Origin of the sequence: Mycobacterium sherrisii (assembly GCF_002102355.1) — a bacterium.
In the GTDB taxonomy this organism is placed as follows: Bacteria; Actinomycetota; Actinomycetes; order Mycobacteriales; family Mycobacteriaceae; genus Mycobacterium; species Mycobacterium sherrisii.
The window spans coordinates 25,540-45,772 of record NZ_LQPT01000020.1 but is presented as its reverse complement, the minus strand read 5'-3'; the positions used below and the strand labels follow the sequence as shown (position 1 = coordinate 45,772).

Here is a 20,233-nt window from a genome sequence, read left to right as displayed (position 1 = left end):
CCGCCACTAGCCCAGGTAGTCGGAATTCGAGCACCAGATCCGATACCAGGGACTGGTATTCCAAATGGGCCTTGTGTTCGACGGTGTTCCAGTGCGTGCCCTGCTCGCGGCGCATGTACTCGCGGTACTTCGGGGCACCGGGCACCCGGACGTTGTCGGCGACCACGATCGAGCCCGGGTGCAGCCAGCCTCGGTCCATGATGCTTTTCAGGTCGGTCAGGTAGGCATCCTTGTCGTGATCCAGGAAGACGAAATCCAGCACGTCGTCGACATCACCCGCGCGCGCGTTGGCAAGCACGTAGTCGACGGCCGCGGCTTCGCGCCCGTCGCCGATCTGGCCCGTCGTGGTGATGTTGCGGTTGCCGACGGCCATCCGCCAAACCGACCAGCGCAGCAGGGGCAGGCGTCGTTTGAGGTCCATAGCGACCCACGATAGACCCGCTAAACCAACGCCGAATGTTGCTGATGTGACTGAAGTTAACTATGAACGCTGTCGTGGGCGGTAGCAGCCACTTTTGCCCATATTCCCTGGTTATATCGTCTGCGGGTCGCCCGGTTTAGGAGCGCGGAGCCGTTAGACTTTCGGCGATGTTCACCTCCGCCACACCCCGGGCATGACCGACCAGCCTGACGGCAGCGTCGAGATCGGCCTCACTGGGCGCCCATCCCGGGCGATCCCGGAGCCCCAGCCGCGCACGGCGCACGGCCCGGCGAAAGTGGTGGCGATGTGCAACCAGAAGGGCGGCGTCGGCAAAACCACCTCGACGATCAATCTCGGGGCCGCGCTCGCGGAGTACGGCCGACGGGTGCTGCTGGTGGACATGGACCCGCAGGGCGCGCTGTCCGCGGGCCTCGGTGTGCCGCACTACGACCTGGAGAAGACCATTCACAACGTGCTGGTCGAGCCCCGGGTGTCGATTGACGACGTGTTGCTGTCCACCCGCGTCAAGTACCTCGACCTGGTACCCAGCAACATCGACCTGTCGGCCGCCGAGATTCAGCTGGTCAACGAGGTCGGCCGGGAGCAAACCCTGGGCCGGGCGCTGCATCCGGTGCTGGACCGCTACGACTACGTGCTGATCGACTGCCAGCCGTCGCTGGGACTGCTCACCGTCAACGGGCTGGCCTGCGCGGACGGTGTCGTCATCCCGACCGAGTGTGAGTTCTTCTCGCTGCGCGGCCTGGCGCTGCTGACCGACACCGTCGACAAGGTGCGCGACCGGCTCAACCCGAAGCTGGAGATCAGCGGGATTCTGCTGACCCGCTACGACCCGCGCACCGTGAACGCCCGCGAGGTGATGAGCCGGGTGGTGGAGCGGTTCGGTGACCTGGTGTTCGACACCGTGATCACCCGGACGGTCCGTTTCCCGGAGACCAGCGTGGCTGGTGAGCCGATCACCACCTGGGCGCCCAAGTCGACGGGCGCCATGGCCTACCGCGCCCTGGCCCGCGAGTTCATCGACCGATTCGGCGCGTGACCGACACGGCCAATGGTGAGGCGCCACAGCAGAACGGCTTTCAAGTCCGCCTGACCAACTTCGAGGGGCCGTTCGATCTGCTGCTGCAGCTGATCTTCGCGCATCGGCTCGACGTGACCGAGGTGGCGCTGCATCAGGTCACCGACGACTTCATCGCCTACACCCGTGAGATCGGCGCCCAGCTGGACCTGGAGGAGACCACCGCGTTTTTGGTGGTGGCCGCGACCCTGCTGGACCTCAAGGCGGCGCGGTTGCTGCCGGCCGGACAGGTCGACGACGAAGAGGACCTGGCCCTGCTCGAGGTGCGTGATCTGTTGTTCGCCCGGCTGCTGCAATACCGCGCGTTCAAGCACGTCGCGGAGATGTTCGCCGAGCTGGAGGCCGCCGCGCTGCGTAGTTATCCGCGGGCGGTGTCGCTGGAGGAGCGGTTCACCCAATTGCTGCCGGAGGTGATGCTCGGGGTTGACGCCGAGCGGTTCGCCCAGATCGCCGCGGTCGCGTTCACGCCGCGGCCGGTGCCGACCGTGTCCACCGGTCACCTGCACGAATTGCAGGTTTCGGTGCCCGAGCAGGCCCGGCAATTGTTGTCGCTGCTCGAGGCGCGGGGCCGCGGCCAATGGGCAACGTTTTCGGAGTTGGTGGCCGACTGTGCGAAGCCGATGGAGGTGGTGGGGCGCTTCCTGGCGCTGCTCGAGCTGTATCGATCGCGGGCGGTAGCATTCGACCAATCGGAGCCGCTTGGTGTGCTCCAAATTTCGTGGACCGGGGAGCGTCCGACCACCGAGGCCCTGGCGGAGGTGCGGGACGAATGAATATGCCCGACGACGACGATGCAGAGCGCAGCGATGAGGAGGAGCGGCGCTTGACGCCACACGAAGCTGACTTCGATCCCGATGTCGGGATCCCGGACATCGCCGAAGCGGCGCCGATGGATCCCCAGGAACTCGAGTCGGTGTTGGAAGCGCTGCTGCTGGTGGTCGACACGCCGGTCAGCGACGAGGCCCTGGCCGCGGCCACCCAGCAACCCGTCTATCGGATCGCCGCCAAGTTGCAGGCGATGTCCGAGCAGCTGACCGAACGCGACAGCGGCATCGACCTGCGCAAGACCGGCGAGGGCTGGCGGATGTACACCCGCGCCCGGTTCGCGCCGTATGTCGAGAAGCTGTTGTTGGACGGCGCGCGGTCCAAGCTGACCAGGGCCGCACTGGAAACGTTGGCCGTGGTGGCCTACCGCCAGCCGGTGACCCGGGCGCGGGTGAGCGCGGTACGCGGCGTCAACGTGGATGCCGTCATGCGCACGCTGCTGGCGCGAGGCCTGATCACCGAGGCCGGCGTCGACGAGGACAGCGGCGCCGCCACCTTTGCCACCACCGAAATGTTCTTGGAGCGCTTGGGATTGACGTCGCTGGGGGAGCTGCCCGACATCGCGCCGCTGCTGCCCGATGTCGACACGATCGAGGACCTGAGCGAATCGCTGGACAGCGAACCACGTTTCATGAAATTGTCCGGCCGTTCGGCGTCCGAACAGTCGCTGACCTTCGACGTGGACCAGGATTGATGGTCGAAGATCAGGGCGTCCGGCTGCAAAAAGTGTTGTCCCAGGCGGGAATCGCGTCGCGCCGCGCCGCCGAGAAGCTGATTCTCGACGGCCGCGTCGAGGTGGACGGGCAGGTCGTGACCGAGCTGGGTACCCGGGTCGACCCCGACGCGTCGGTGATTCGCGTCGACGGCGCCCGCATCGTCGTCGACGATGCGCAGGTGTATCTGGCGCTGAATAAGCCGCGCGGCATGCATTCCACGATGTCCGACGATCGTGGCCGGCCGTGCATCGGTGATCTGATCGAGCGCAAGGTGCGGGGCAACAAGAAGCTGTTCCACGTGGGCCGGCTGGACGCGGACACCGAGGGGCTGATCCTGCTGACCAACGACGGTGAGCTGGCGCACCGGCTGATGCACCCGTCGCATCAAGTGCCCAAGACCTATCTGGCCACCGTCACCGGGACGGTGCCCCGCGGGGTGGGCAAGAAGCTGCGGGCCGGCATCGAGCTGGAGGACGGCCCGGCCCGCGTCGACGAGTTCGCGGTGGTGGACGCGATACCAGGAAAGACGTTGGTGCGCTTGACGTTACACGAGGGTCGCAATCGCATTGTGCGCCGCATGCTGGCGGCGGTCGGTTTCCCGGTGGAGGCGCTGGTTCGTACCGACATCGGCTCGGTGTCGCTGGGCAAGCAGCGCCCGGGCAGCATTCGGGCCTTGCGGCAGGACGAAGTGGGCCAACTATACAAAGCGGTGGGACTGTGAGCAGCGGCGTCGCGGTGGCAATCGACGGCCCCGCGGGCACCGGAAAATCCTCGGTGTCAAAGGGTTTGGCGCAGGCGCTGCGCGCCCGATACCTGGACACCGGTGGTATGTACCGGATGGTGACGCTGGCGGTTCTGCGCGCCGGTGTCGACCCCGCCGACGCCCAAGCCGTCGCCCGGATCGCCGAGACGGTGCAGATGTCGGTGGACTATCATCCCGGCGGGGATCGGTATCTCCTTGCCGGAGAGGATGTCTCGGCCGAGATCCGCGGCGATCGGGTAACCGGCGCGGTGTCTGCGGTGTCGTCGATACCCGCCGTGCGCACCCGCCTGGTCGCCCTGCAGCGCGAGATGGCGCAGGGTCCCGACAGTATTGTCGTCGAGGGCCGCGATATCGGGACCGTGGTTCTGCCCGACGCTCCGGTGAAGATCTATTTGACGGCGTCGGCCGAAACCCGCGCTCGACGCCGTAACGACCAGAATGTGGCGGCGGGCCTGCCCGACGATTACGCCGGTGTGCTGGCCGACGTGCGTCGCCGCGATCACCTGGATTCCACCCGGGCGGTGTCGCCGTTGCGGCCCGCGACCGACGCGGTGATCGTCGACACCAGCGACATGACCGAGGCCGAGGTCATCGACCATCTGCTGGAGTTGGTCAAACAACGAAGCGAGGCAGTGCGGTGACGCAGGACGGCACTTGGTCCGACGAAAGCGATTGGGAGTCAGTCGGTTTCGACTCAGAGGACTTTGACGAGCCCGGCCCGGCACCGGTGGTGGCGATCGTCGGGCGGCCCAACGTGGGCAAGTCGACTCTGGTCAACCGGATACTGGGGCGGCGCGAGGCGGTCGTCCAGGACGTGCCCGGCGTGACCCGGGACCGGGTGTCCTACGACGCGCTGTGGACCGGCCGCCGGTTCGTCGTGCAGGACACCGGGGGATGGGAGCCCGACGCCAAGGGTTTGCAACAGTTGGTGGCCGAGCAGGCGTCGGTGGCGATGCGGACCGCCGATGCGATCATCTTGGTCGTCGACGCCACGGTCGGGGCCACCACCGCCGACGAGGCCGCCGCCCGCATCCTGTTGCGGTCGGGCAAGCCGGTTTTCCTGGCCGCCAACAAGGTTGACAGCGAAAAGGTCGAGGCGGACGCGGCGGAGTTGTGGTCGCTGGGCCTGGGTGAACCGCACGCGGTCAGCGCGATGCATGGGCGGGGCGTGGCCGATCTGCTCGACGAGGTGCTGGCGGTGCTGCCCGAGGTGTCCGAGGCGGCGCCGGCGCCGGGCGGGCCCCGGCGGGTGGCGCTGGTCGGCAAGCCCAATGTCGGCAAGAGTTCGCTGCTGAACAAGCTGGCCGGCGATCAACGTTCGGTCGTGCACGACGTCGCCGGCACCACCGTCGACCCGGTGGATTCGCTGATCGAATTGGGCGGCAAGGTTTGGCGTTTCGTCGACACCGCCGGCTTGCGCCGCAAGGTCGGACAGGCTAGCGGTCACGAGTTCTATGCCTCGGTGCGTACGCATTCGGCCATCGACTCCGCCGAGGTGGTGATCGTGCTGATCGACGCCTCGCAACCGTTGACCGAGCAGGATCAGCGGGTGCTCTCGATGGTGATCGAGGCCGGGCGTGCCCTCGTGCTGGCCTTTAACAAGTGGGATCTGGTCGACGAGGACCGCCGCGAATTGCTGGACCGCGAGATCGATCTCGACCTGGTGCAGCTGCAGTGGGCGCCGCGGATCAACATTTCCGCCAAGACGGGGCGGGCGGTGCAGAAGTTGGTGCCCGCGATGGAGACGTCGCTGGCGTCGTGGGACACGCGGATCCAGACCGGCCCGCTGAACTCCTGGCTCAAGGAGGTCGTGGCGGCCACGCCGCCGCCGGTGCGCGGGGGCAAGCAGCCCCGCATCCTGTTCGCCACTCAGGCCGCCGCCCGGCCGCCGACATTCGTCCTGTTCACCACCGGCTTCCTGGAGGCCGGCTACCGGCGCTTCCTGGAGCGGCGGTTGCGCGAAGCGTTCGGTTTCGAAGGCAGCCCGATCCGCATCAATGTGCGGGTGCGCGAAAAGCGCGGGACAGCCAAGCGCCGCTGAGTGTGTCTTCTTGGCGTTGAGCGTGAGTCCTGGGCGCTGAGTGTGCTTTCTTGGCGTTGAGTGTGGTCCCTGGGTGCAAAAACCAGCGTTTTTCCCGCCGCTAGCGCCCACCGAACGCCCGCACTGCACACCCGACACCGCTGCGCCCCATGTTGGCTAGATGGTTGACTTCGGCGCAAGCTGACCCGTAGCACAGCGACGGCATCTGCGCGGTGGGCGCGGTACTGACCGGCGTAAGCACGGAGAGTGTGGCGCTCAGTGTGCCGGTTCCCGCGCAGCGGTTCTACCGCGCCGCGAAGCGGGAGCCCGCGGAGGCGTTTCGGGGGGCGCTTCGGGCGTGGATTGCGACCGTCGAGGCATGGTTTCGGGCCGGCGACTGACAAACAACGCAGCTCAGCGAGCCCATGACGGTTCCACTGCTGGGCTGCGGTAGGCTTTCGACCTGCTGCCGGTCCATGTACCGGCGCGCGGGCTGTGGCGCAGTTTGGTAGCGCACTTGACTGGGGGTCAAGTGGTCGCAGGTTCAAATCCTGTCAGCCCGACCGATGTCCTGTCTCGGGACATCGTTGACGGGTGTCCCGAGACATGGTTTACACCTCTTGCCTGTTTTCGGGGCTGTTGCCGCATTTGACGCCGCGGGGTTGGTGGTCGCGGGTGGGGTCCAAGACGAGTTTGCGGATCAGTTGGCCGGTGTCGCGTCGGCGGCCATCCATTTCCAGTCACGGCGAAATGTCCCTGCGGCAGCGGCAACGCTGATCCCATCCGTTCGCTCCGGCGGTCGTGAGGACGTTGGACCCTATTTCCTCCGTGCAGGCTCGTGTCATCTTAATGTAACCGCGTGACACATATACGTGGTGAAATGGCGACCGCCGCAGGTAACTGGGAGGGTTACGTGTCCAAGGAACTGACCAACGTGCAGCTACTCACCGAACTCGAACCGGAGGTCGAACGGCTGCTCAACCGGCACCTCGCGATGTTCAAGGAGTGGCACCCGCACGACTACGTGCCATGGTCGGACGGCAGTAACTTTTATGCGCTGGACGGCCAAGATTGGGAGCCCGGGCAAACCCATCTTCCGGATGTCGCCCAGGTGGCGATGGTCCAAAATCTGCTGACCGAGGACAACTTACCGTCGTATCACCGTGAGATCGCGATGAACTTCGGCATGGACGGCCCGTGGGGTCAATGGGTGAAACGGTGGACCGCGGAAGAGACCCGGCACAGTGTCGCATTGCGCGACTACCTGGTGGTCACCCGGTCGGTCGATCCGGTGCAGCTGGAAAAGCTGCGCCTCGAGCAAATGACGCGTGGCTTCAGCCCCGGCCAGAACCGGCAGGGAGATATGTTTGCTGAAAGCCTCTTCGACTCGGTCATGTACGTCTCGTTTCAGGAACTGGCCACCCGCGTTTCGCACCGCAACACCGGCAAAGCCAGCAACGACACCATCGCAGAGCAGTTGATGGCGAGGGTGTCGCACGACGAGAACCTCCACATGATTTTTTATCGGGATGTCAGCGCAGCGGGCCTGGACATCGCGCCCAATCAAGCGATGAAGTCGGTGCATCGAATCCTGCGCAACTTCAAGATGCCCGGGTTCACGGTGCCGGAGTTTCGCCGCAAGGCGGTGATCATCGCCGTCGGCGGGATCTACGACCCGCGAATCCATCTCAACGAGGTGGTCATGCCCGTGCTCAAGAGGTGGCGCATCTTCGAACGCGAAGACTTCACCGGCGAGGCCGCAAGGATGCGCGACGACCTCGCAGTGCTGGTCAAGGAGCTCGAGGAAGCCTCCGACAAGTTCGACGAATCCAAGCAGCGCTACCTGGAGCGTGAGGCTCGTCGGACGGAGAAAATCACCGCCAGCAGGGTCCTTGAAACGAAGGGCACACTGACGTTGAGCGGGCACTGAAAGGGCGGCAACGACCCGGAAAGCTAAGTGGCCCCGATGCGGGAATCCCATCGTGGATCACCCATAAGGGGGACGGCGGATCGCGTGGTCGAAAGTAGCTTCGGCTCAGCTCTACTGAGGAGAAGCCATGGGCGACACCGCAGATCCTACGGATCATTTCCGCACGACGTGTCCGCATGCCGGCGAGTTCTTCATAGATCGCCTTTGCTGGCCGGGACTGAGCGCGATAGTCCTGGGCGTGGCCGCCCTGGTTGGCGGCGTGGCCGCGGCGGCGTACCGCGTGCAGGACTGGACACTGACACTGGCTGTCATCGGACTGCCGGCGATCGTTGCGGGTTTAGTTTGGCTTGCGCTTGAGCACCGGCGGGTGATGAGGATTGAAAAATGTTGGCTTTCAATCTATTCCACGCGCGGCCCCGGCGTGCTGTAGGGCAGGGAGAGCCTGCGTCCGGTAGCGGCGAATTGGCGCAGCCAATCAAACCATTGCGTCATGCCGTCGCCGGTGCGCGCGCTCAGCGGCAGAATGGTGGCCGTCGAATTCACCTGTCGGACATGGCCGATGTAGCGGTCGATGTCGGCGTCGAGGTGCGGGACCAGGTCGATCTTGTTGAGCAGCACGACGTCGACCGAGCGAAACATGACGGGATACTTCAGCGGCTTGTCTTCGCCCTCGGTGACCGAGTAGACCATCGCCTTGGCGTGCTCGCCGACGTCGAATTCGGCCGGACAGACCAGGTTGCCAACGTTCTCGATGACGACCAGGTCCAGGTCGGGCAGGTGCAGCCCCTGCAGCGCGCGGTTGACCATCGGGGCGTCCAGGTGGCATTCGCCGCCGAACCCGTTGCTGGTGTTCAGTAGTGACACCTGGGCGCCACGCCCGGCGAGTTTGGCGGCGTCGAGGTCGGTGGCGATGTCGCCCTCGATCACGCCGACGGCCAGTTCGCCGGCCAGCGCGTCCAGTGTTGCCGCCAGGATGGTGGTCTTGCCGGAACCCGGCGAGCTCATCAGGTTGAGGGCACGCACACCATGGTCCTCGAACGCGCGCCGGTTGATGTCAGCGCGGGAGTCGTTCTCGGCGAAGATCGCCTCCAGTACGTCGATGCGCTGTGAGCCGGTGGCATAGCCGCTGTGGTCGCCGTGCTCGTGATGCTCGTGGTCGTGATCGTGGCTGTGCACGGTGCCGTCGTCGTGACGGTGAAATCGTCCCATTCACTTGACCTTTCGTGAGTCGGCTGCGTGCGCCGGGCCCTCGGACACCTCGACCGACGTGACCAGGAACTCGTTGCCGCGCAACAAGGCAACGTCCGCGCTTTGGCAGGCCGGGCAGCACACCGACCACCGGGACGTGATCTGCGCCCGCTGCGCACAGGTGCGGCAGAACACTTCGGCGGGCACGAGTTCGAGTTCCAGCACGGTGTCGACCATGTTCTCGTCCAGATGCTGGCACACCAGCGACCAGCAAAACTCCAGGGATTCCGGGACCACCTGGCGCAGCGCGCCGACCTGGACCCGGACCACGTCGACACGGCGGCCCCGCGCGTGGGGCTTCACCACACCGGCGATGGCGTGGCACAGCGACAGCTCGTGCACTACACCATGCTGCCTTGTGGGGATCAACGGTGTCGCGAAAACAAAGTGCGGAAAAACGCAGACTTTGTGTGCGAAATTGTGATTGTTGGCACATGGGGCCGGGTCTAACCTGAGCGTGACCGCCCGTGCGACAGCCCACCCGGCGCGGGGGTCCTTGCTGCTCAGGAGGTTCGTGATGGGCAGTCGGCGTAGCGCGGTCACCAGTGTGCGGTTGCGACTCGACATCGCGGGCGTCGTCCAGGGCGTGGGATTTCGCCCCGCTGTAGCGCGCATCGCTGCACGTCACGGCCTTGCCGGCTGCGTGTACAACGACTCCGGCTCGGTGCACTGCGAGTTCGAGGGCGCTCCCGAAGCCGTCGCGGCGGCGGTATCGGCGCTGAGCGCCGACCACCCGCCGATGGCGCGCATCGATGCCATCGAAGTCCACCGGCTGCGGCCCAACGGCGAATCCGGATTCCGGATCGTCGCCAGTCGAACGGACGACGACCGCCGCACCTTGGTGCCGCCCGACATCGCCGCCTGTGCCGACTGCTTACGCGAGATGCGCGACCCCCGCGACCGCCGCTACGGGCACCCCTTCATCACCTGCACCAACTGCGGGCCGCGCTACACCGTGATCACCGATCTGCCGTACGACCGGCCCTCGACCACGATGGCCGAGTTTCCGATGTGCGCGGCGTGCTCGGCCGAATACCACGATCCCACCGACCGTCGCTTCCACGCCCAAACGATCGCCTGCAACGACTGCGGGCCGAGCCTGTCCTGGCGTGGCCCCCGCGACGGCTGCGATCCGCTCGGGGCCGCCGCGCGCGCGATCCAGGACGGCTACATCGTCGCGATCAAGGGCATCGGTGGATTCCATCTCGCCTGCCGCGCGGACAGTCCGGCGACGGTTGCCGAACTACGCCGCCGAAAAGGCAGACCCGCCAAACCTTTCGCGGTGATGGTCGCCGACCTTGCTGCGGCTCAAAACCTGTGTCATGTCGACGCGCCCGGCGCGCAACTGCTGCAATCAGCGGCCGCACCGATCGTCTTGCTGCCGGCCCGTGAGGACTCCAGGTTGACCGGCGTGGCGCCGGCGCTGTCGGAAATCGGTGTGATGCTGGCGTATTCGCCCGTGCACCATCTGCTCTTCGACCGGCTGGGCTCGATGCCGCTGGTGATGACCTCCGCCAACGACAAGGGTTCCCCGATCGTTTTCCGTGATTGCGACTTGAGTTGGATTGACGGCTTGGCGGACGGGGTGCTCACCCACGACCGGCCTATCCACGTGCCTTGCGAGGACTCCGTCTTGACGGTCGACGGGGCGGGTGCCGTGGTGCCGATCCGGCGTTCCCGCGGCTATGCGCCGCTTCCGGTGGCGACACCCGCAGCCTCCGATGCGGGCGTGATCCTGGCCACCGGCGGCGACCTCAAGACCACGTTCTGCCTGCTGGCGTCGGACGGACGGGCGCACATGTCGTCGCACCTCGGTGACATGGCCGACCCGCGCACCCAGAGTTGCTTCGAATCGGCGGAACATCACCTGGCTTTCATGACCGACTGCCGGCCGCGGCTCGTCGTCTGCGATCTGCACCCGGCCTACGCCACGACCCACTGGGCACGCCGGCAAGGACTGCCGATGCTGCAGGTGCAGCACCACCACGCCCACGCGGTGTCGCTGATGGCCGAGCATGGCCGACTCGGCTCGCCAATGCTCGCCGTTGCCTTCGATGGCACCGGCTACGGCACCGACGGCACCATCTGGGGCGGCGAGCTCCTGATGGTCACCGACCCGGCCGCCTTCACCCGGGTGGCACACCTCAAGGCGTTCGCGTTGCCCGGCGGTGACGGCGCGGTACGCCACCCCGGCCGGATCGCCCTGGACCTGCTGCACCGCGCGGAAATCGAATGGGCACCTGACATTCCGGCGGTCGGGAGCCTTAGCGCGCACGCGAGACACGTTCTCGGACAGCAGATTCCGCGCGGCATCGGATGCGTCGAGACGACCAGCATGGGCCGCTTGTTCGACGCGGTGGCCAGCCTGCTCGGCGTGTGCCAGGAGGTGACCTACGAGGGGCAGGCGGCGGTCGAACTCGAGCACCTGGCCCGCCGCGGGGAACCGGCACCGATGGATTTCGAGGTGACCGCAGGCGAACTGGATCCGACGCCGTTGATCACCGAGCTGGTGCGTGGCCTGCGCGCCGGCACGGCACGGGCCGACCTGGCCGCGGGCTTTCACGACGCGGTCGTCAGGGCCACCGCACAGGCGGTGCGCCGAGTCGCGTCGGGGATCGGCACCATCGGCCTGACCGGCGGGGTGTTCGTGAATCGGCTGCTGCGCGACGGGCTTCGTAAAGAGTTGGTGAGCAACGGCTTCGAGGTGCTTACTCATGCGGTATTGCCGTGCAACGATGGTGGTCTGGCGTTGGGCCAGGCCGTGATCGCAGCACGCCGGCACGAAAGGGGAGCATAGCGCATGTGTCTCGGAATTCCCGGCAAGGTCGTCGACACCTGGGACGAGGCAGGGACGCGGATGTGCACCGTCGACTTCGGCGGTACCACCAAGACCGTGTGCCTGGCTTATCTACCGGACATGCAGATCGGCGAATACACCATCGTGCATGCCGGTTTCGCAATCACCCGGCTGGACGAGGCGTCGGCGCGGGAAACGTTGCGGATGTTCAACGACCTCGGCGTGCTGGATGAAGAATTGGCCGGCCAGGAAGGTCAGGGCGGGCCGGCGAACAGGAGGGAACCGGCATGAAGTATCTGGACGAGTTTCGCGATCCGGTCGCCGCCCACGCCTTGGTCAACGACATCAAGCGACGCGTGACCAAGACCTGGACCATCATGGAAGTCTGTGGCGGGCAGACACATTCGATCATCCGCAACGGGATCGACCAATTGCTGCACGGCGCGGTCGACTTCATTCACGGCCCGGGTTGCCCGGTCTGTGTGACACCGCTCGAAATGATCGACCGGGCGCTGCAGATCGCGGCACGCGACGACGTGATCTTCTGTTCCTTCGGCGACATGCTCCGAGTGCCGGGCAGCAGCCAGGATCTGTTCAGCGTGCGTGCCCGGGGCGGCGACGTCCGGATCGTCTACTCGCCGTTGGACGCCACGCGGGTGGCCGCCGACAACCCCGACAAGCAGGTGGTGTTCTTCGGGGTGGGCTTCGAGACCACGGCGCCGGCCAACGCGATGGCCGTGGTGCACGCGCAGCGGCTCGGGCTGACGAATTTTTCGATGCTGGTGTCGCACGTGCTGGTGCCGCCGGCCATGACGGCGATCCTGAGCTCGCCGACCAACCGGGTCGAGGCGTTTCTGGCCGCCGGGCACGTCTGCACGGTGATGGGCACCGGTGAATACGGGCCGCTGGTCGAGCAATTCGGGGTTCCGATCGTGGTCACCGGCTTCGAACCACTAGACCTGCTCGAGGGCGTCCGACAGGCGGTCGAGCTGCTGGAGGCGGGCACACCGCAGCTGCGCAACGCCTATCCGCGGGCGGTGACCGCCGCGGGCAACGCCGTCGCGCAGCAGACCCTCGCGGACGTATTCGTGCCGACCGATCGGCAGTGGCGGGGCATCGGCATGATCCCGAAGTCGGGGTGGACGCTGTCGCCTCGCTACGCGCAGTTCGACGCCGAATTGAAGTTCGGCGTCGGACAGTTGCGGGTGTCCGAATCGACGGAATGCCACAGTGGGGAAGTGCTGCAGGGTCTGCTGAAACCAAACGAGTGCCCGGCGTTCGGGAAATCCTGCACGCCGCGCACGCCGCTGGGCGCCACCATGGTGTCCAGCGAGGGCGCCTGCGCCGCCTACTACCAATTCCGGCGTTTGGAGGCGGCCGCACATGCCTGAGTTTCGGGTCGCCATCGACCCGGCCGACTGGGTGTGCCCGCTGCCGCTGCGCGAGACGAAGCGCATCGTGCTGGGCCACGGTGGTGGAGGCGTGCTTTCCGAGGAACTCATCGAAAACCTGTTCCTGCCGGCGTTCGGTGGCGCAGCGGGTCCCGCCCGCGATTCGGCATTGCTGGACCTGAAAATGGGCGCAGCGGGCGGGCGGGTCGCGCTGACCACCGATTCCTACGTGGTGCAACCCCTGTTTTTTCCCGGCGGGAACATCGGCGACCTCGCCGTCAACGGGACGATCAACGACTTGGCTTGCAGCGGAGCACAACCGGTCGCATTGACCGCCGGGTTCATCTTGGAGGAGGGTCTCGAGCTGGAGGTGCTCGGCGCCGTCGCCGAGACGATGGGCAAGACGGCCGCCAACGCCGGCGTCGGCATCGTCACCGGTGACACCAAGGTGGTCGCGCGCGGTGGGGCGGACCAGCTCTTCGTCAACACCGCGGGAATCGGGGTCGTGCCGGCCGGTATCCACGTCGGACCCGAGCGGGTTCGCGTCGGTGACCACATCATCGTGTCGGGAAACCTGGGTGAGCACGGCGTCGCCATCATGAGTGTGCGGGAAGGAATCGATTTCGGCACCGTGGTCACCACCGACAGCGCCGCACTGCACCTGCTGGTCGCCGCCATGCTCGACGCCGCCGGCAACCACGTGCACGCCCTGCGCGATCCCACCCGCGGCGGTCTGGTCGCCGCGGCCGTCGAGATCGCCCGCGCGGCGTCGGTGGGTATCGAACTCGATCAGGCGAGAATCCCGATTCCCGAGACGGTCTGGTCGGCCTGCTCGTTCCTCGGGCTGGATCCCCTGCAGGTGGCCAACGAGGGCAAGATGGTGGCGTTCGTCGACCCGGGTCACAGTGAAGCGGTGCTGGCCACGATCCGGGCCCGCCCCGAGGGCGCGAACGCGGCGATCATCGGCCGGGTGGTTGACGAGCACCCCGGGATGGTGGTGGGCAAGACCCCGTTTGGCACCACACAGGTCATCGAACGGCAACTGGGCGAACAACTTCCGCGCATCTGCTAGGAACGGACCGCCCAGCGGCCCGCGCCGCTTGCCCGGTGCGATGTGTCATCCGGATCGCGCGGCAATGCTGCGCAGCGCGGCGTCGAAGACGGCCGTCGCGGTCAGGCCCAGCCGCGCTGCCACCTCGGGCCCGGGGCCACTCTCGCCGAAGCGCTCGATGCCGATGACCGTGTCGCCGGGGCGGGCCAGTGCCCGCCAGCCGGTAGTCACGCCGGCTTCGATCCACACCACCGGCAGATCGGGTAAGGCGGTTCCGTCGGCCTGCAGCGCGGCCGGGATGCGTTCGCGCCACATCACCGAGATGACGATTGCCGAGATCCCGTGCTCGCTCAACAGATCGGCGGCCTCGAGGGCCAACGAAACCTCCGAGCCGCTGGCCGCCAGTATCACATGGGCGGTGTCGGCGACCGGTCGCACCACCCGCATGCCGTAGTGGCGGACGTCGTCCAGCCCGGCACCGCCCAGTACCGGCAGGTCCTGCCGACTGAGCACCAAAACCGTTGGGCCGTCGGTATTCTCGGCGGCCAGCTGCCAGGCCAACGCGGTCTCGGCGGCATCGCCCGGGCGCAGCACGGTCAGCCCTGGAATCAGTCGCAGGGACTCCAGTTGTTCGACCGGTTGATGCGTGGGACCGTCCTCACCGACATAGACCGAGTCATGCGTAAAGACATACACCACCGGCAATTGCATCAGTGCCGATAGTCGTAGTGCCGGGCGCAGGTAGTCGGCGAAGACCAGGAAGGTGCTGCCGAACGGACGTAACCCGCCGTGCAGGGCGATGCCGTTCATCACCGCGGCCATCGCATGCTCGCGGATACCGAAATGGATTGTGCGGCCGGCGTAGTCATCCGGCGTCACGTCGCCGCCGGGAATCGCGGTGTTGGTCGACGCGGCCAGGTCGGCGGATCCGCCGACCAGTCCCGGATACACCGCGGCCAGCGCTGCAAGCGCCGCGCCGGATGCCTTGCGGGTGGCGGACTTTCCCCCCGACGCCAGGCCGTCGGCCAGCGATGTCAGCACCGACAGGTTGTCGACAGCGGGCACCGTGCCGAGCGGGAAGCTCGCTGCCAGGTGCGGATTGTCAACCTGCCACGCGGCATGCGTCTGGGCCCAGAGCGCATGGGCGGCGGCGCCGCGTGCGGCCGCAACAGCGGCGCCGGCCCGGACTGCGAGGGGGACGTGGAAATGCTCGTCGGGCCAGTCCAGACGGGCACGCATGGCGGCGAGCGCCGCCGAACCCAACGGGCTGCCATGGGCTTTCGGCGTGCCTTCGATACCGGGCGCCCCGAAGCCGATGGTGGTGCTCACCCGGATGAACGTCGGCCGCCCGTCGCCGTGGACCGCTTCGGTGAAGGCTTGGTCGAGGGCGGGCACGTCGTTGCCGTCGGCGACGCTGAGCACTCGCCAGCCGTACGCGGCGAACCGCGCCTCGACGTCGTCGGCGCAACTCTGGGATGCCGGCCCGTCGATGGTGATGTCGTTGTCGTCGAAGATCACGATCAACTTGCCCAGCCGCAGCCGGCCGGCCAGCGACGCGGCCTCGTGGCTGATGCCCTCCATGAGGTCGCCGTCCCCGGCCAGAACCCAGGTGTGGTGACCGACGACGGTGTGCTCGCCGGTATTGCATCGTGCGGCCAACATGCGCTCGGCAAGCGCCATCCCGACCGCGTTGGCGATGCCTTGTCCCAAGGGGCCCGTGGTGGTTTCGACGCCGGGGGTGTGACCGTGCTCGGGATGCCCGGGCGTCCGCGACCCGAGCTGACGGAACCGTCGCAGCTCGCTGATCGGGAGGTCGTAATTGAAGATGTGCAGCAGGCCATACAGCAACATCGAACCATGGCCGGCCGACAGCACGAAGCGGTCGCGGTCCGGCCAGCGCGGGTCGGCGGGGTCGTGCCGCAGGTGCCGTGACCACAACGTCCAGGCGATGGCGCTGGTGCCCAACGGCAGCCCGGGGTGCCCGCTGTTGGCGGCCTGCACCCCGTCGGCCGCCAAGAACCGCAGCGTGTTGATCGCAAGCTGGTCCAAATCGTCTGTCCGAAGCGGAGTTTCGGCTACCTCGGGTGTGAGGGTCGCTTTCGGTGCCGTGCTCATCGCGATACCAGCCTTCCGTTGGTCCGACGGACGGCGGCGCGTAATGCGTTCGCCCGGTCGGTCATGTTCGGTCCGGCGAACAACGCCGAACCGGCGCAGAACACGTCGGCTCCGGCCGCCGCGGCACCGGCAATGGTGTGCGGTCCGATGCCGCCGTCCACTTCGAGTTCGATTTCCAGTCCCCGCCTGTCGATTTCGGCGCGGGCCGCCGCGATCTTGGACTCCATGCTGACCAGATAGTCCTGACCGCCGAATCCGGGGTTGACCGTCATGATCAGGAGCAGGTCGGTGATGTCGAGCACGTTGACGACCTCGTCCAGTGCAGTGGCCGGATTGAGTGCCACACCGGCGCGGGCACTGAGTTCGCGAATCCAGGACAGGGTGCGGTGCAGGTGCCGGCACGCCTCGGCATGCACTATGACGATCTCGCAGCCGGCCTCAACCCACCGCGGCAGCATCGGGTCCGGCTCCTCGACCATCAGGTGCGCCTCGAAGCCGATCGTGACCCGGTCGCGGCAGGCGGCGATCACGTCGGGTCCGAAGGTCAGATTCGGGACGAACCGGCCGTCCATGACATCCCACTGAATGCGATCGACCGTCGCCTGCTCGATGGCCGTGACGTCGCGGCCAAGCTCGGCGAAGTCGGCCGGTAGCACCGACGCCACCAAAACCGGGAACGTCATGCGGCTCCTCCTCCCAAGTCGTTGCCGACACGCTAGGACAACGGGTCTCAATTCCGGATCCCCCCAACGCGGGGAAATCCGGGGGGTGACAGGCCGCCCTGAAAAGCGGATGACGGTATTGGTTTTCGCCCTTATCGTGTTCGAATGATGCCGATTGCCGCTGCGTCGATTACGGCGCCCGTTCGGGTGGTATTGGTCGATGACCACGAAATGGTCATCGAGGGGCTCAAGGCCATGCTTGCCGCTTTCAAAAACCGGGTGCGGGTCGTCGGGGAGGCGGTTGGCGCCGACAACGCGCTCCAGGTGATCGCGAGCCTGCAACCCGACATCGTGCTGTGCGACGTCAGGATGCAGGGCGCCAGCGGACTGGACCTGTGCCGCGACATCCGAGAGCGCACCCCTGCCAGCAAGGTGATCCTGCTATCGGTCTACGAGGACGAGCAGTACTTGTTCCAGGCGCTGCGGGTGGGGGCGTCGGGCTATCTGCTCAAGGGCATCAGCAGCGACGAGTTGGTGCGCCAGCTGGAATATGTGCACGCCGGTTCGACCGCCATTGACGCCGGCCTGGCCGCCCGCGCCGCCGACACGGCCGCCCGACTGCAGCGCGACGAATTCTGGCCGGGCGCCCGCCAGGGCCTGAGCCAGCGGGAGAGCGAGATCCTGTCGTTCGTGGTGGCCGGCCTGTCCAACCGGGGCATCGCCAGCAAACTCGTCATCGGCGACGAGACGGTCAAGAGCCACCTGCGCTCCATCTACCGAAAGCTGGGCGTCGGCGATCGCACCGCGGCGGTGGCGGTGGCCCTGCGGGAAGGCATCTACCAGTGACTGGATCGGTCCGGGGCCTGGTGGACGCGGACCGCGAGGTGGCGCTGCTGCTCGACATCGTGGCCGCCACGGGCAGCGGCCCGGCCGTGGAGCCGGTGGCCGCGGCCGTGGCCCGGCTGATCACCGCGGCTACCGCCTCCGATGTGTGCTTCGTGCATGTGCTCGACGACTCCGGGGAGTCGCTCACGCTGGCCGGCGCCACGCCGCCGTTCGACGAATGCATCGGCCAGGTTCAGCTGCGCTTGGGCGAAGGCGTCTCCGGTTGGGTAGCTCAAAACCGCGACCCCGTCGTCATCACCAGCGGAAAGGAAGAGGACCCGCGCTATGTCCCGATCCCGGCATTGCGGGGGTCGGACTTCACGTCGATGGCGTCGGTCCCGATGGAAACCGGGTTGGGTGGACTCGTCGGTGTGCTCAACGTGCACACGGTTGCGCGGCGTGAGTTCACCGACCGCGACATCCAGCTGTTGCTGGCGATCGGCCGACTGACCGCCGGCGCGCTGGATCAAGCTCGCATGCACCGGCAGCTGGCCGCCCGGGAACGCGTGCACGGCAGCTTCGCCGAACAGGTGATCGCCGCGCAAGAGTCCGAGCGCAGGCGATTGGCCGGGGACATCCATGACGGGATCTCGCAGCGGCTGGTGAGCCTGAGCTACCGACTCGATGCCGCGGCGCACGCGGTCGAGACGGACGACACCGCCGAGGCTTCCGAACAACTCGAAAAGGCCCGGGACCTAGTCGATCTCACGCTGGCCGAGGCGCGGTCGGCGATCGGCGGGCTGCGTCCGCCGGTGCTGGACGACCTGGGTCTGGCCGGTGGGTTGGCCAGCCTGGCGTCGACGATCCCCGAGGTGGATCTCGACCTGCAGCTGGCCGACGAACGCCTGCCCGAACACGTCGAGGTCGCGCTGTACCGCATCGCCCAGGAGTGCCTGCAGAACGTCGTCAAACACTCCCGCGCGCTGACGGCGAGCGTGCGCTTCGCGGTCGAAGCGGGAGTCGCTCGACTCGAAGTCGCCGACGACGGGATAGGCATCCGCGGCTTGGACGCGCCCGATTCCGCACCCCCTCGGGCCTTGACCAGTTACGGCATGTTGTCCATGACCGAGCGTGCGGAGCTGGTCGGCGGCCGGTTATCCGTGCGGTCGGTGAGTTCCGGCCCCCCATCCGGCACCACGGTGACGGTGACCGTGCCGTTGGGCGATGCCCGGCGCGCCAATCAGGCCGACTGAAGCGACGCCTGCAGCTGCACGGCGGCGGAGTTCGCCGCCACGTGCTCGGAGAGCGCGTGCTGTGCCGCGGCGACCCTCGTCTCGACGCCGCCCCAGGCCGCCAACGCCGGCGACACCAGCGCTCGACCGAAGGAGAATGTCAACGGCCACGGCGTGCGGTGTGCTTGCATCGCTGCCAGGTTCGCGGTCGCCCGGCTGGGCGGCTGCCCGCCCGAAAGAAACGCGACACCAGCCAATTTCGCCGGCCAGCCGCGCAGGACCGATATCGTTGCCTCGGCAACCTGTTCCGGCGTCGCCTGCACCGGGTGCTCTTCGCCTTCGATGACCATGTTGGGCTTGAGCACGATGCCGGACAGGTCCACACGCAACAGGTTCAATTGTTGCCGCACGGCGGCGTGCACGCTTGCCGTCACCTCGGCGCAGCGCTCGATGCTGTGCGATCCGGTCATCAGCACCTCGGGTTCGACGATCGGCACGAGGCCCGCCTGCTGGCAGGCGGCCGCGTAGCGCGCCAGCGCGTTGGCGTTGCTGACGATGGCTCCTCGGCTGGGTGTCGCGGCGTCGATGGCGAATACCGCACGCCACTTGGCGAAGGCCGCGCCCATCTCGGCGTAGCGGGCCAGGCGCGCGGCTAACCCGTCCAACCCCTCGGTCACTGTTTCACCGGGCAGGCCCGGACCGGGCTTGGCGCCGGTGTCCACCTTGATGCCGGGCAGCATGCCGAGGTCGCGGACGGCCTGGGGGAACGGGCGCCCGTCGCTGGTCACCTGCCCCAGCGTTTCCTCGCAGAAGATGATCCCGGAAACCCCGTCGGCCAGGCCCGGCGTGGTGGCCAGGATCTCGCGGTAGGTGCGCCGGCTGTCCGCGGTCGCGGTGACGCCCGCCTGTTCCAGCCGCGCGGACATGGTCGCGATGCTCTCGTCGGCGGCGAGGATGCCCTTGCCGGACGCCAGCATGGCCTGGGCGGTCTGTGCGCATGTGCTCATCGAAGCTCCTGTCTCTCGGCGTGCGCACACGCTAAGAGCAGCAGCGATGACCCGGCGTCACCCAAATGGTGGAAGCGGCGGGGTGAAGCTCTTACTTAACTGTTTACCTAAGTGTTAGCGCTCTATTATCGATG

The 20,233-nt window shown here is 67.0% G+C and carries 18 protein-coding genes, 1 tRNA gene and 3 pseudogenes; 16 read left to right on the top strand and 6 right to left on the bottom strand.

The window, feature by feature from the left end; translation table 11 throughout:
* Window positions 1-10: 10 nt before the first annotated feature.
* Window positions 11-421 (bottom strand): annotated as a pseudogene (locus AWC25_RS03580) (hypothetical protein); the annotation flags it as partial.
* Window positions 422-614: 193 nt separating this feature from the next.
* Here AWC25_RS03580 and AWC25_RS03575 point away from each other — a divergent pair.
* The 10 genes and pseudogenes from AWC25_RS03575 (at window position 615) to usfY (ending at window position 8,201) form a co-directional block, all read left to right on the top strand.
* Complete coding sequence (locus AWC25_RS03575) at window positions 615-1,478, top strand: ParA family protein (RefSeq protein WP_069400326.1); 864 nt, start codon at window positions 615-617, stop codon at window positions 1,476-1,478.
* Window positions 1,466-2,343 (top strand): annotated as a pseudogene (locus AWC25_RS03570) (segregation/condensation protein A); the annotation flags it as partial. The gene AWC25_RS03575 and the pseudogene AWC25_RS03570, both read left to right, overlap by 13 nt.
* A complete protein-coding gene (scpB, locus tag AWC25_RS03565) occupies window positions 2,341-3,036 on the top strand; it encodes an SMC-Scp complex subunit ScpB (RefSeq protein ID WP_069400378.1) in 696 nt (231 codons plus the stop codon). The pseudogene AWC25_RS03570 and the gene scpB, both read left to right, overlap by 3 nt.
* Window positions 3,036-3,779 (top strand): pseudouridine synthase, encoded by a 744-nt coding sequence (locus tag AWC25_RS03560; RefSeq protein WP_069400324.1) that lies wholly within the window; start codon window positions 3,036-3,038, stop codon window positions 3,777-3,779. Before scpB ends, AWC25_RS03560 begins: the two co-directional genes overlap by 1 nt.
* On the top strand, window positions 3,776-4,462 hold the full coding sequence (gene cmk, locus AWC25_RS03555) for a (d)CMP kinase (protein ID WP_069400323.1): 687 nt from the start codon (window positions 3,776-3,778) through the stop codon (window positions 4,460-4,462). Before AWC25_RS03560 ends, cmk begins: the two co-directional genes overlap by 4 nt.
* Window positions 4,459-5,862, top strand: coding sequence for a ribosome biogenesis GTPase Der (der, locus tag AWC25_RS03550; protein ID WP_069400322.1), 1,404 nt, complete (start codon window positions 4,459-4,461; stop codon window positions 5,860-5,862). Before cmk ends, der begins: the two co-directional genes overlap by 4 nt.
* A 194-nt stretch (window positions 5,863-6,056) precedes the next feature.
* Window positions 6,057-6,242 (top strand): annotated as a pseudogene (locus AWC25_RS27790) (hypothetical protein); the annotation flags it as partial.
* A gap of 88 nt (window positions 6,243-6,330) precedes the next feature.
* Window positions 6,331-6,404, top strand: a tRNA-Pro gene (locus tag AWC25_RS03545).
* Window positions 6,405-6,754: 350 nt separating this feature from the next.
* Window positions 6,755-7,771: an acyl-ACP desaturase gene (locus AWC25_RS03540; RefSeq protein WP_085166373.1), complete on the top strand. Its 1,017-nt coding sequence runs from the start codon at window positions 6,755-6,757 to the stop codon at window positions 7,769-7,771.
* A gap of 127 nt (window positions 7,772-7,898) precedes the next feature.
* A complete protein-coding gene (gene usfY, locus AWC25_RS03535) occupies window positions 7,899-8,201 on the top strand; it encodes a protein UsfY (RefSeq protein WP_085166362.1) in 303 nt (100 codons plus the stop codon).
* Here usfY and hypB read toward each other — a convergent pair.
* Both hypB and AWC25_RS03525 read right to left on the bottom strand, forming a co-directional pair.
* Entirely contained in the window at window positions 8,171-8,980 is an 810-nt protein-coding gene (gene hypB, locus AWC25_RS03530) for a hydrogenase nickel incorporation protein HypB (protein WP_085166361.1), read from the bottom strand. The genes usfY and hypB overlap by 31 nt on opposite strands.
* Entirely contained in the window at window positions 8,981-9,361 is a 381-nt protein-coding gene (locus tag AWC25_RS03525) for a hydrogenase maturation nickel metallochaperone HypA (protein ID WP_069400319.1), read from the bottom strand.
* Between the two features lie 175 nt (window positions 9,362-9,536).
* Between AWC25_RS03525 and hypF the strand changes: the two genes are divergently transcribed.
* From hypF to hypE, 4 genes are read left to right on the top strand one after another with little or no spacing between them, the layout of a single operon-like run.
* Entirely contained in the window at window positions 9,537-11,816 is a 2,280-nt protein-coding gene (gene hypF, locus AWC25_RS03520; protein ID WP_069400318.1) for a carbamoyltransferase HypF, read from the top strand.
* 3 nt (window positions 11,817-11,819) lie between these two features.
* Window positions 11,820-12,107, top strand: a complete 288-nt coding sequence (locus AWC25_RS03515) for a HypC/HybG/HupF family hydrogenase formation chaperone (RefSeq protein WP_069400317.1) — start codon at window positions 11,820-11,822, stop codon at window positions 12,105-12,107.
* On the top strand, window positions 12,104-13,207 hold the full coding sequence (gene hypD / locus AWC25_RS03510) for a hydrogenase formation protein HypD (protein WP_069400316.1): 1,104 nt from the start codon (window positions 12,104-12,106) through the stop codon (window positions 13,205-13,207). Before AWC25_RS03515 ends, hypD begins: the two co-directional genes overlap by 4 nt.
* Entirely contained in the window at window positions 13,200-14,279 is a 1,080-nt protein-coding gene (hypE, locus tag AWC25_RS03505; RefSeq protein WP_085166360.1) for a hydrogenase expression/formation protein HypE, read from the top strand. The genes hypD and hypE overlap by 8 nt, the downstream gene beginning before the upstream one ends.
* A 45-nt stretch (window positions 14,280-14,324) precedes the next feature.
* Here the strand turns inward: hypE and tkt are convergent, their stop codons facing one another.
* Window positions 14,325-16,373: a transketolase gene (tkt, locus tag AWC25_RS03500; RefSeq protein ID WP_084229320.1), complete on the bottom strand. Its 2,049-nt coding sequence runs from the start codon at window positions 16,371-16,373 to the stop codon at window positions 14,325-14,327.
* A complete protein-coding gene (rpe, locus tag AWC25_RS03495; RefSeq protein WP_069400314.1) occupies window positions 16,370-17,056 on the bottom strand; it encodes a ribulose-phosphate 3-epimerase in 687 nt (228 codons plus the stop codon). The genes tkt and rpe overlap by 4 nt, the downstream gene beginning before the upstream one ends.
* A gap of 144 nt (window positions 17,057-17,200) precedes the next feature.
* Here rpe and AWC25_RS03490 point away from each other — a divergent pair, with 144 nt between their 5' ends.
* Both AWC25_RS03490 and AWC25_RS03485 read left to right on the top strand, forming a co-directional pair.
* Complete coding sequence (locus AWC25_RS03490; protein WP_069400313.1) at window positions 17,201-17,881, top strand: response regulator; 681 nt, start codon at window positions 17,201-17,203, stop codon at window positions 17,879-17,881.
* The gene (locus tag AWC25_RS03485; protein ID WP_069400312.1) at window positions 17,878-19,113 is read left to right on the top strand and encodes a GAF domain-containing sensor histidine kinase; all 1,236 of its coding nucleotides are present in this window, start codon (window positions 17,878-17,880) and stop codon (window positions 19,111-19,113) included. The genes AWC25_RS03490 and AWC25_RS03485 overlap by 4 nt, the downstream gene beginning before the upstream one ends.
* Here the strand turns inward: AWC25_RS03485 and AWC25_RS03480 are convergent.
* Window positions 19,101-20,099 carry a class I fructose-bisphosphate aldolase gene (locus tag AWC25_RS03480; RefSeq protein WP_069400311.1) on the bottom strand — a complete coding sequence of 333 codons (999 nt, stop codon included), beginning with the start codon at window positions 20,097-20,099 and terminating at the stop codon, window positions 19,101-19,103. The two genes, AWC25_RS03485 and AWC25_RS03480, sit on opposite strands and share 13 nt — an antisense overlap.
* Between the last annotated feature and the right edge of the window lie 134 nt (window positions 20,100-20,233).

Bases quoted from the DNA above. Each gene is read 5' to 3' on its own strand.
- rpe (WP_069400314.1), bottom strand. From the start codon at position 17,056: ATGACGTTCCCGGTTTTGGTGGCGTCGGTGCTACCGGCCGACTTCGCC.
- hypD (WP_069400316.1), top strand. From the start codon at position 12,104: ATGAAGTATCTGGACGAGTTTCGCGATCCGGTCGCCGCCCACGCCTTG.
- hypB (WP_085166361.1), bottom strand. From the start codon at position 8,980: ATGGGACGATTTCACCGTCACGACGACGGCACCGTGCACAGCCACGAT.
- tkt (WP_084229320.1), bottom strand. From the start codon at position 16,373: ATGAGCACGGCACCGAAAGCGACCCTCACACCCGAGGTAGCCGAAACT.
- hypE (WP_085166360.1), top strand. From the start codon at position 13,200: ATGCCTGAGTTTCGGGTCGCCATCGACCCGGCCGACTGGGTGTGCCCG.
- AWC25_RS03575 (WP_069400326.1), top strand. From the start codon at position 615: ATGACCGACCAGCCTGACGGCAGCGTCGAGATCGGCCTCACTGGGCGC.
- AWC25_RS03490 (WP_069400313.1), top strand. From the start codon at position 17,201: ATGATGCCGATTGCCGCTGCGTCGATTACGGCGCCCGTTCGGGTGGTA.
- hypF (WP_069400318.1), top strand. From the start codon at position 9,537: ATGGGCAGTCGGCGTAGCGCGGTCACCAGTGTGCGGTTGCGACTCGAC.
- AWC25_RS03560 (WP_069400324.1), top strand. From the start codon at position 3,036: ATGGTCGAAGATCAGGGCGTCCGGCTGCAAAAAGTGTTGTCCCAGGCG.
- AWC25_RS03480 (WP_069400311.1), bottom strand. From the start codon at position 20,099: ATGAGCACATGCGCACAGACCGCCCAGGCCATGCTGGCGTCCGGCAAG.
- usfY (WP_085166362.1), top strand. From the start codon at position 7,899: ATGGGCGACACCGCAGATCCTACGGATCATTTCCGCACGACGTGTCCG.
- AWC25_RS03515 (WP_069400317.1), top strand. From the start codon at position 11,820: ATGTGTCTCGGAATTCCCGGCAAGGTCGTCGACACCTGGGACGAGGCA.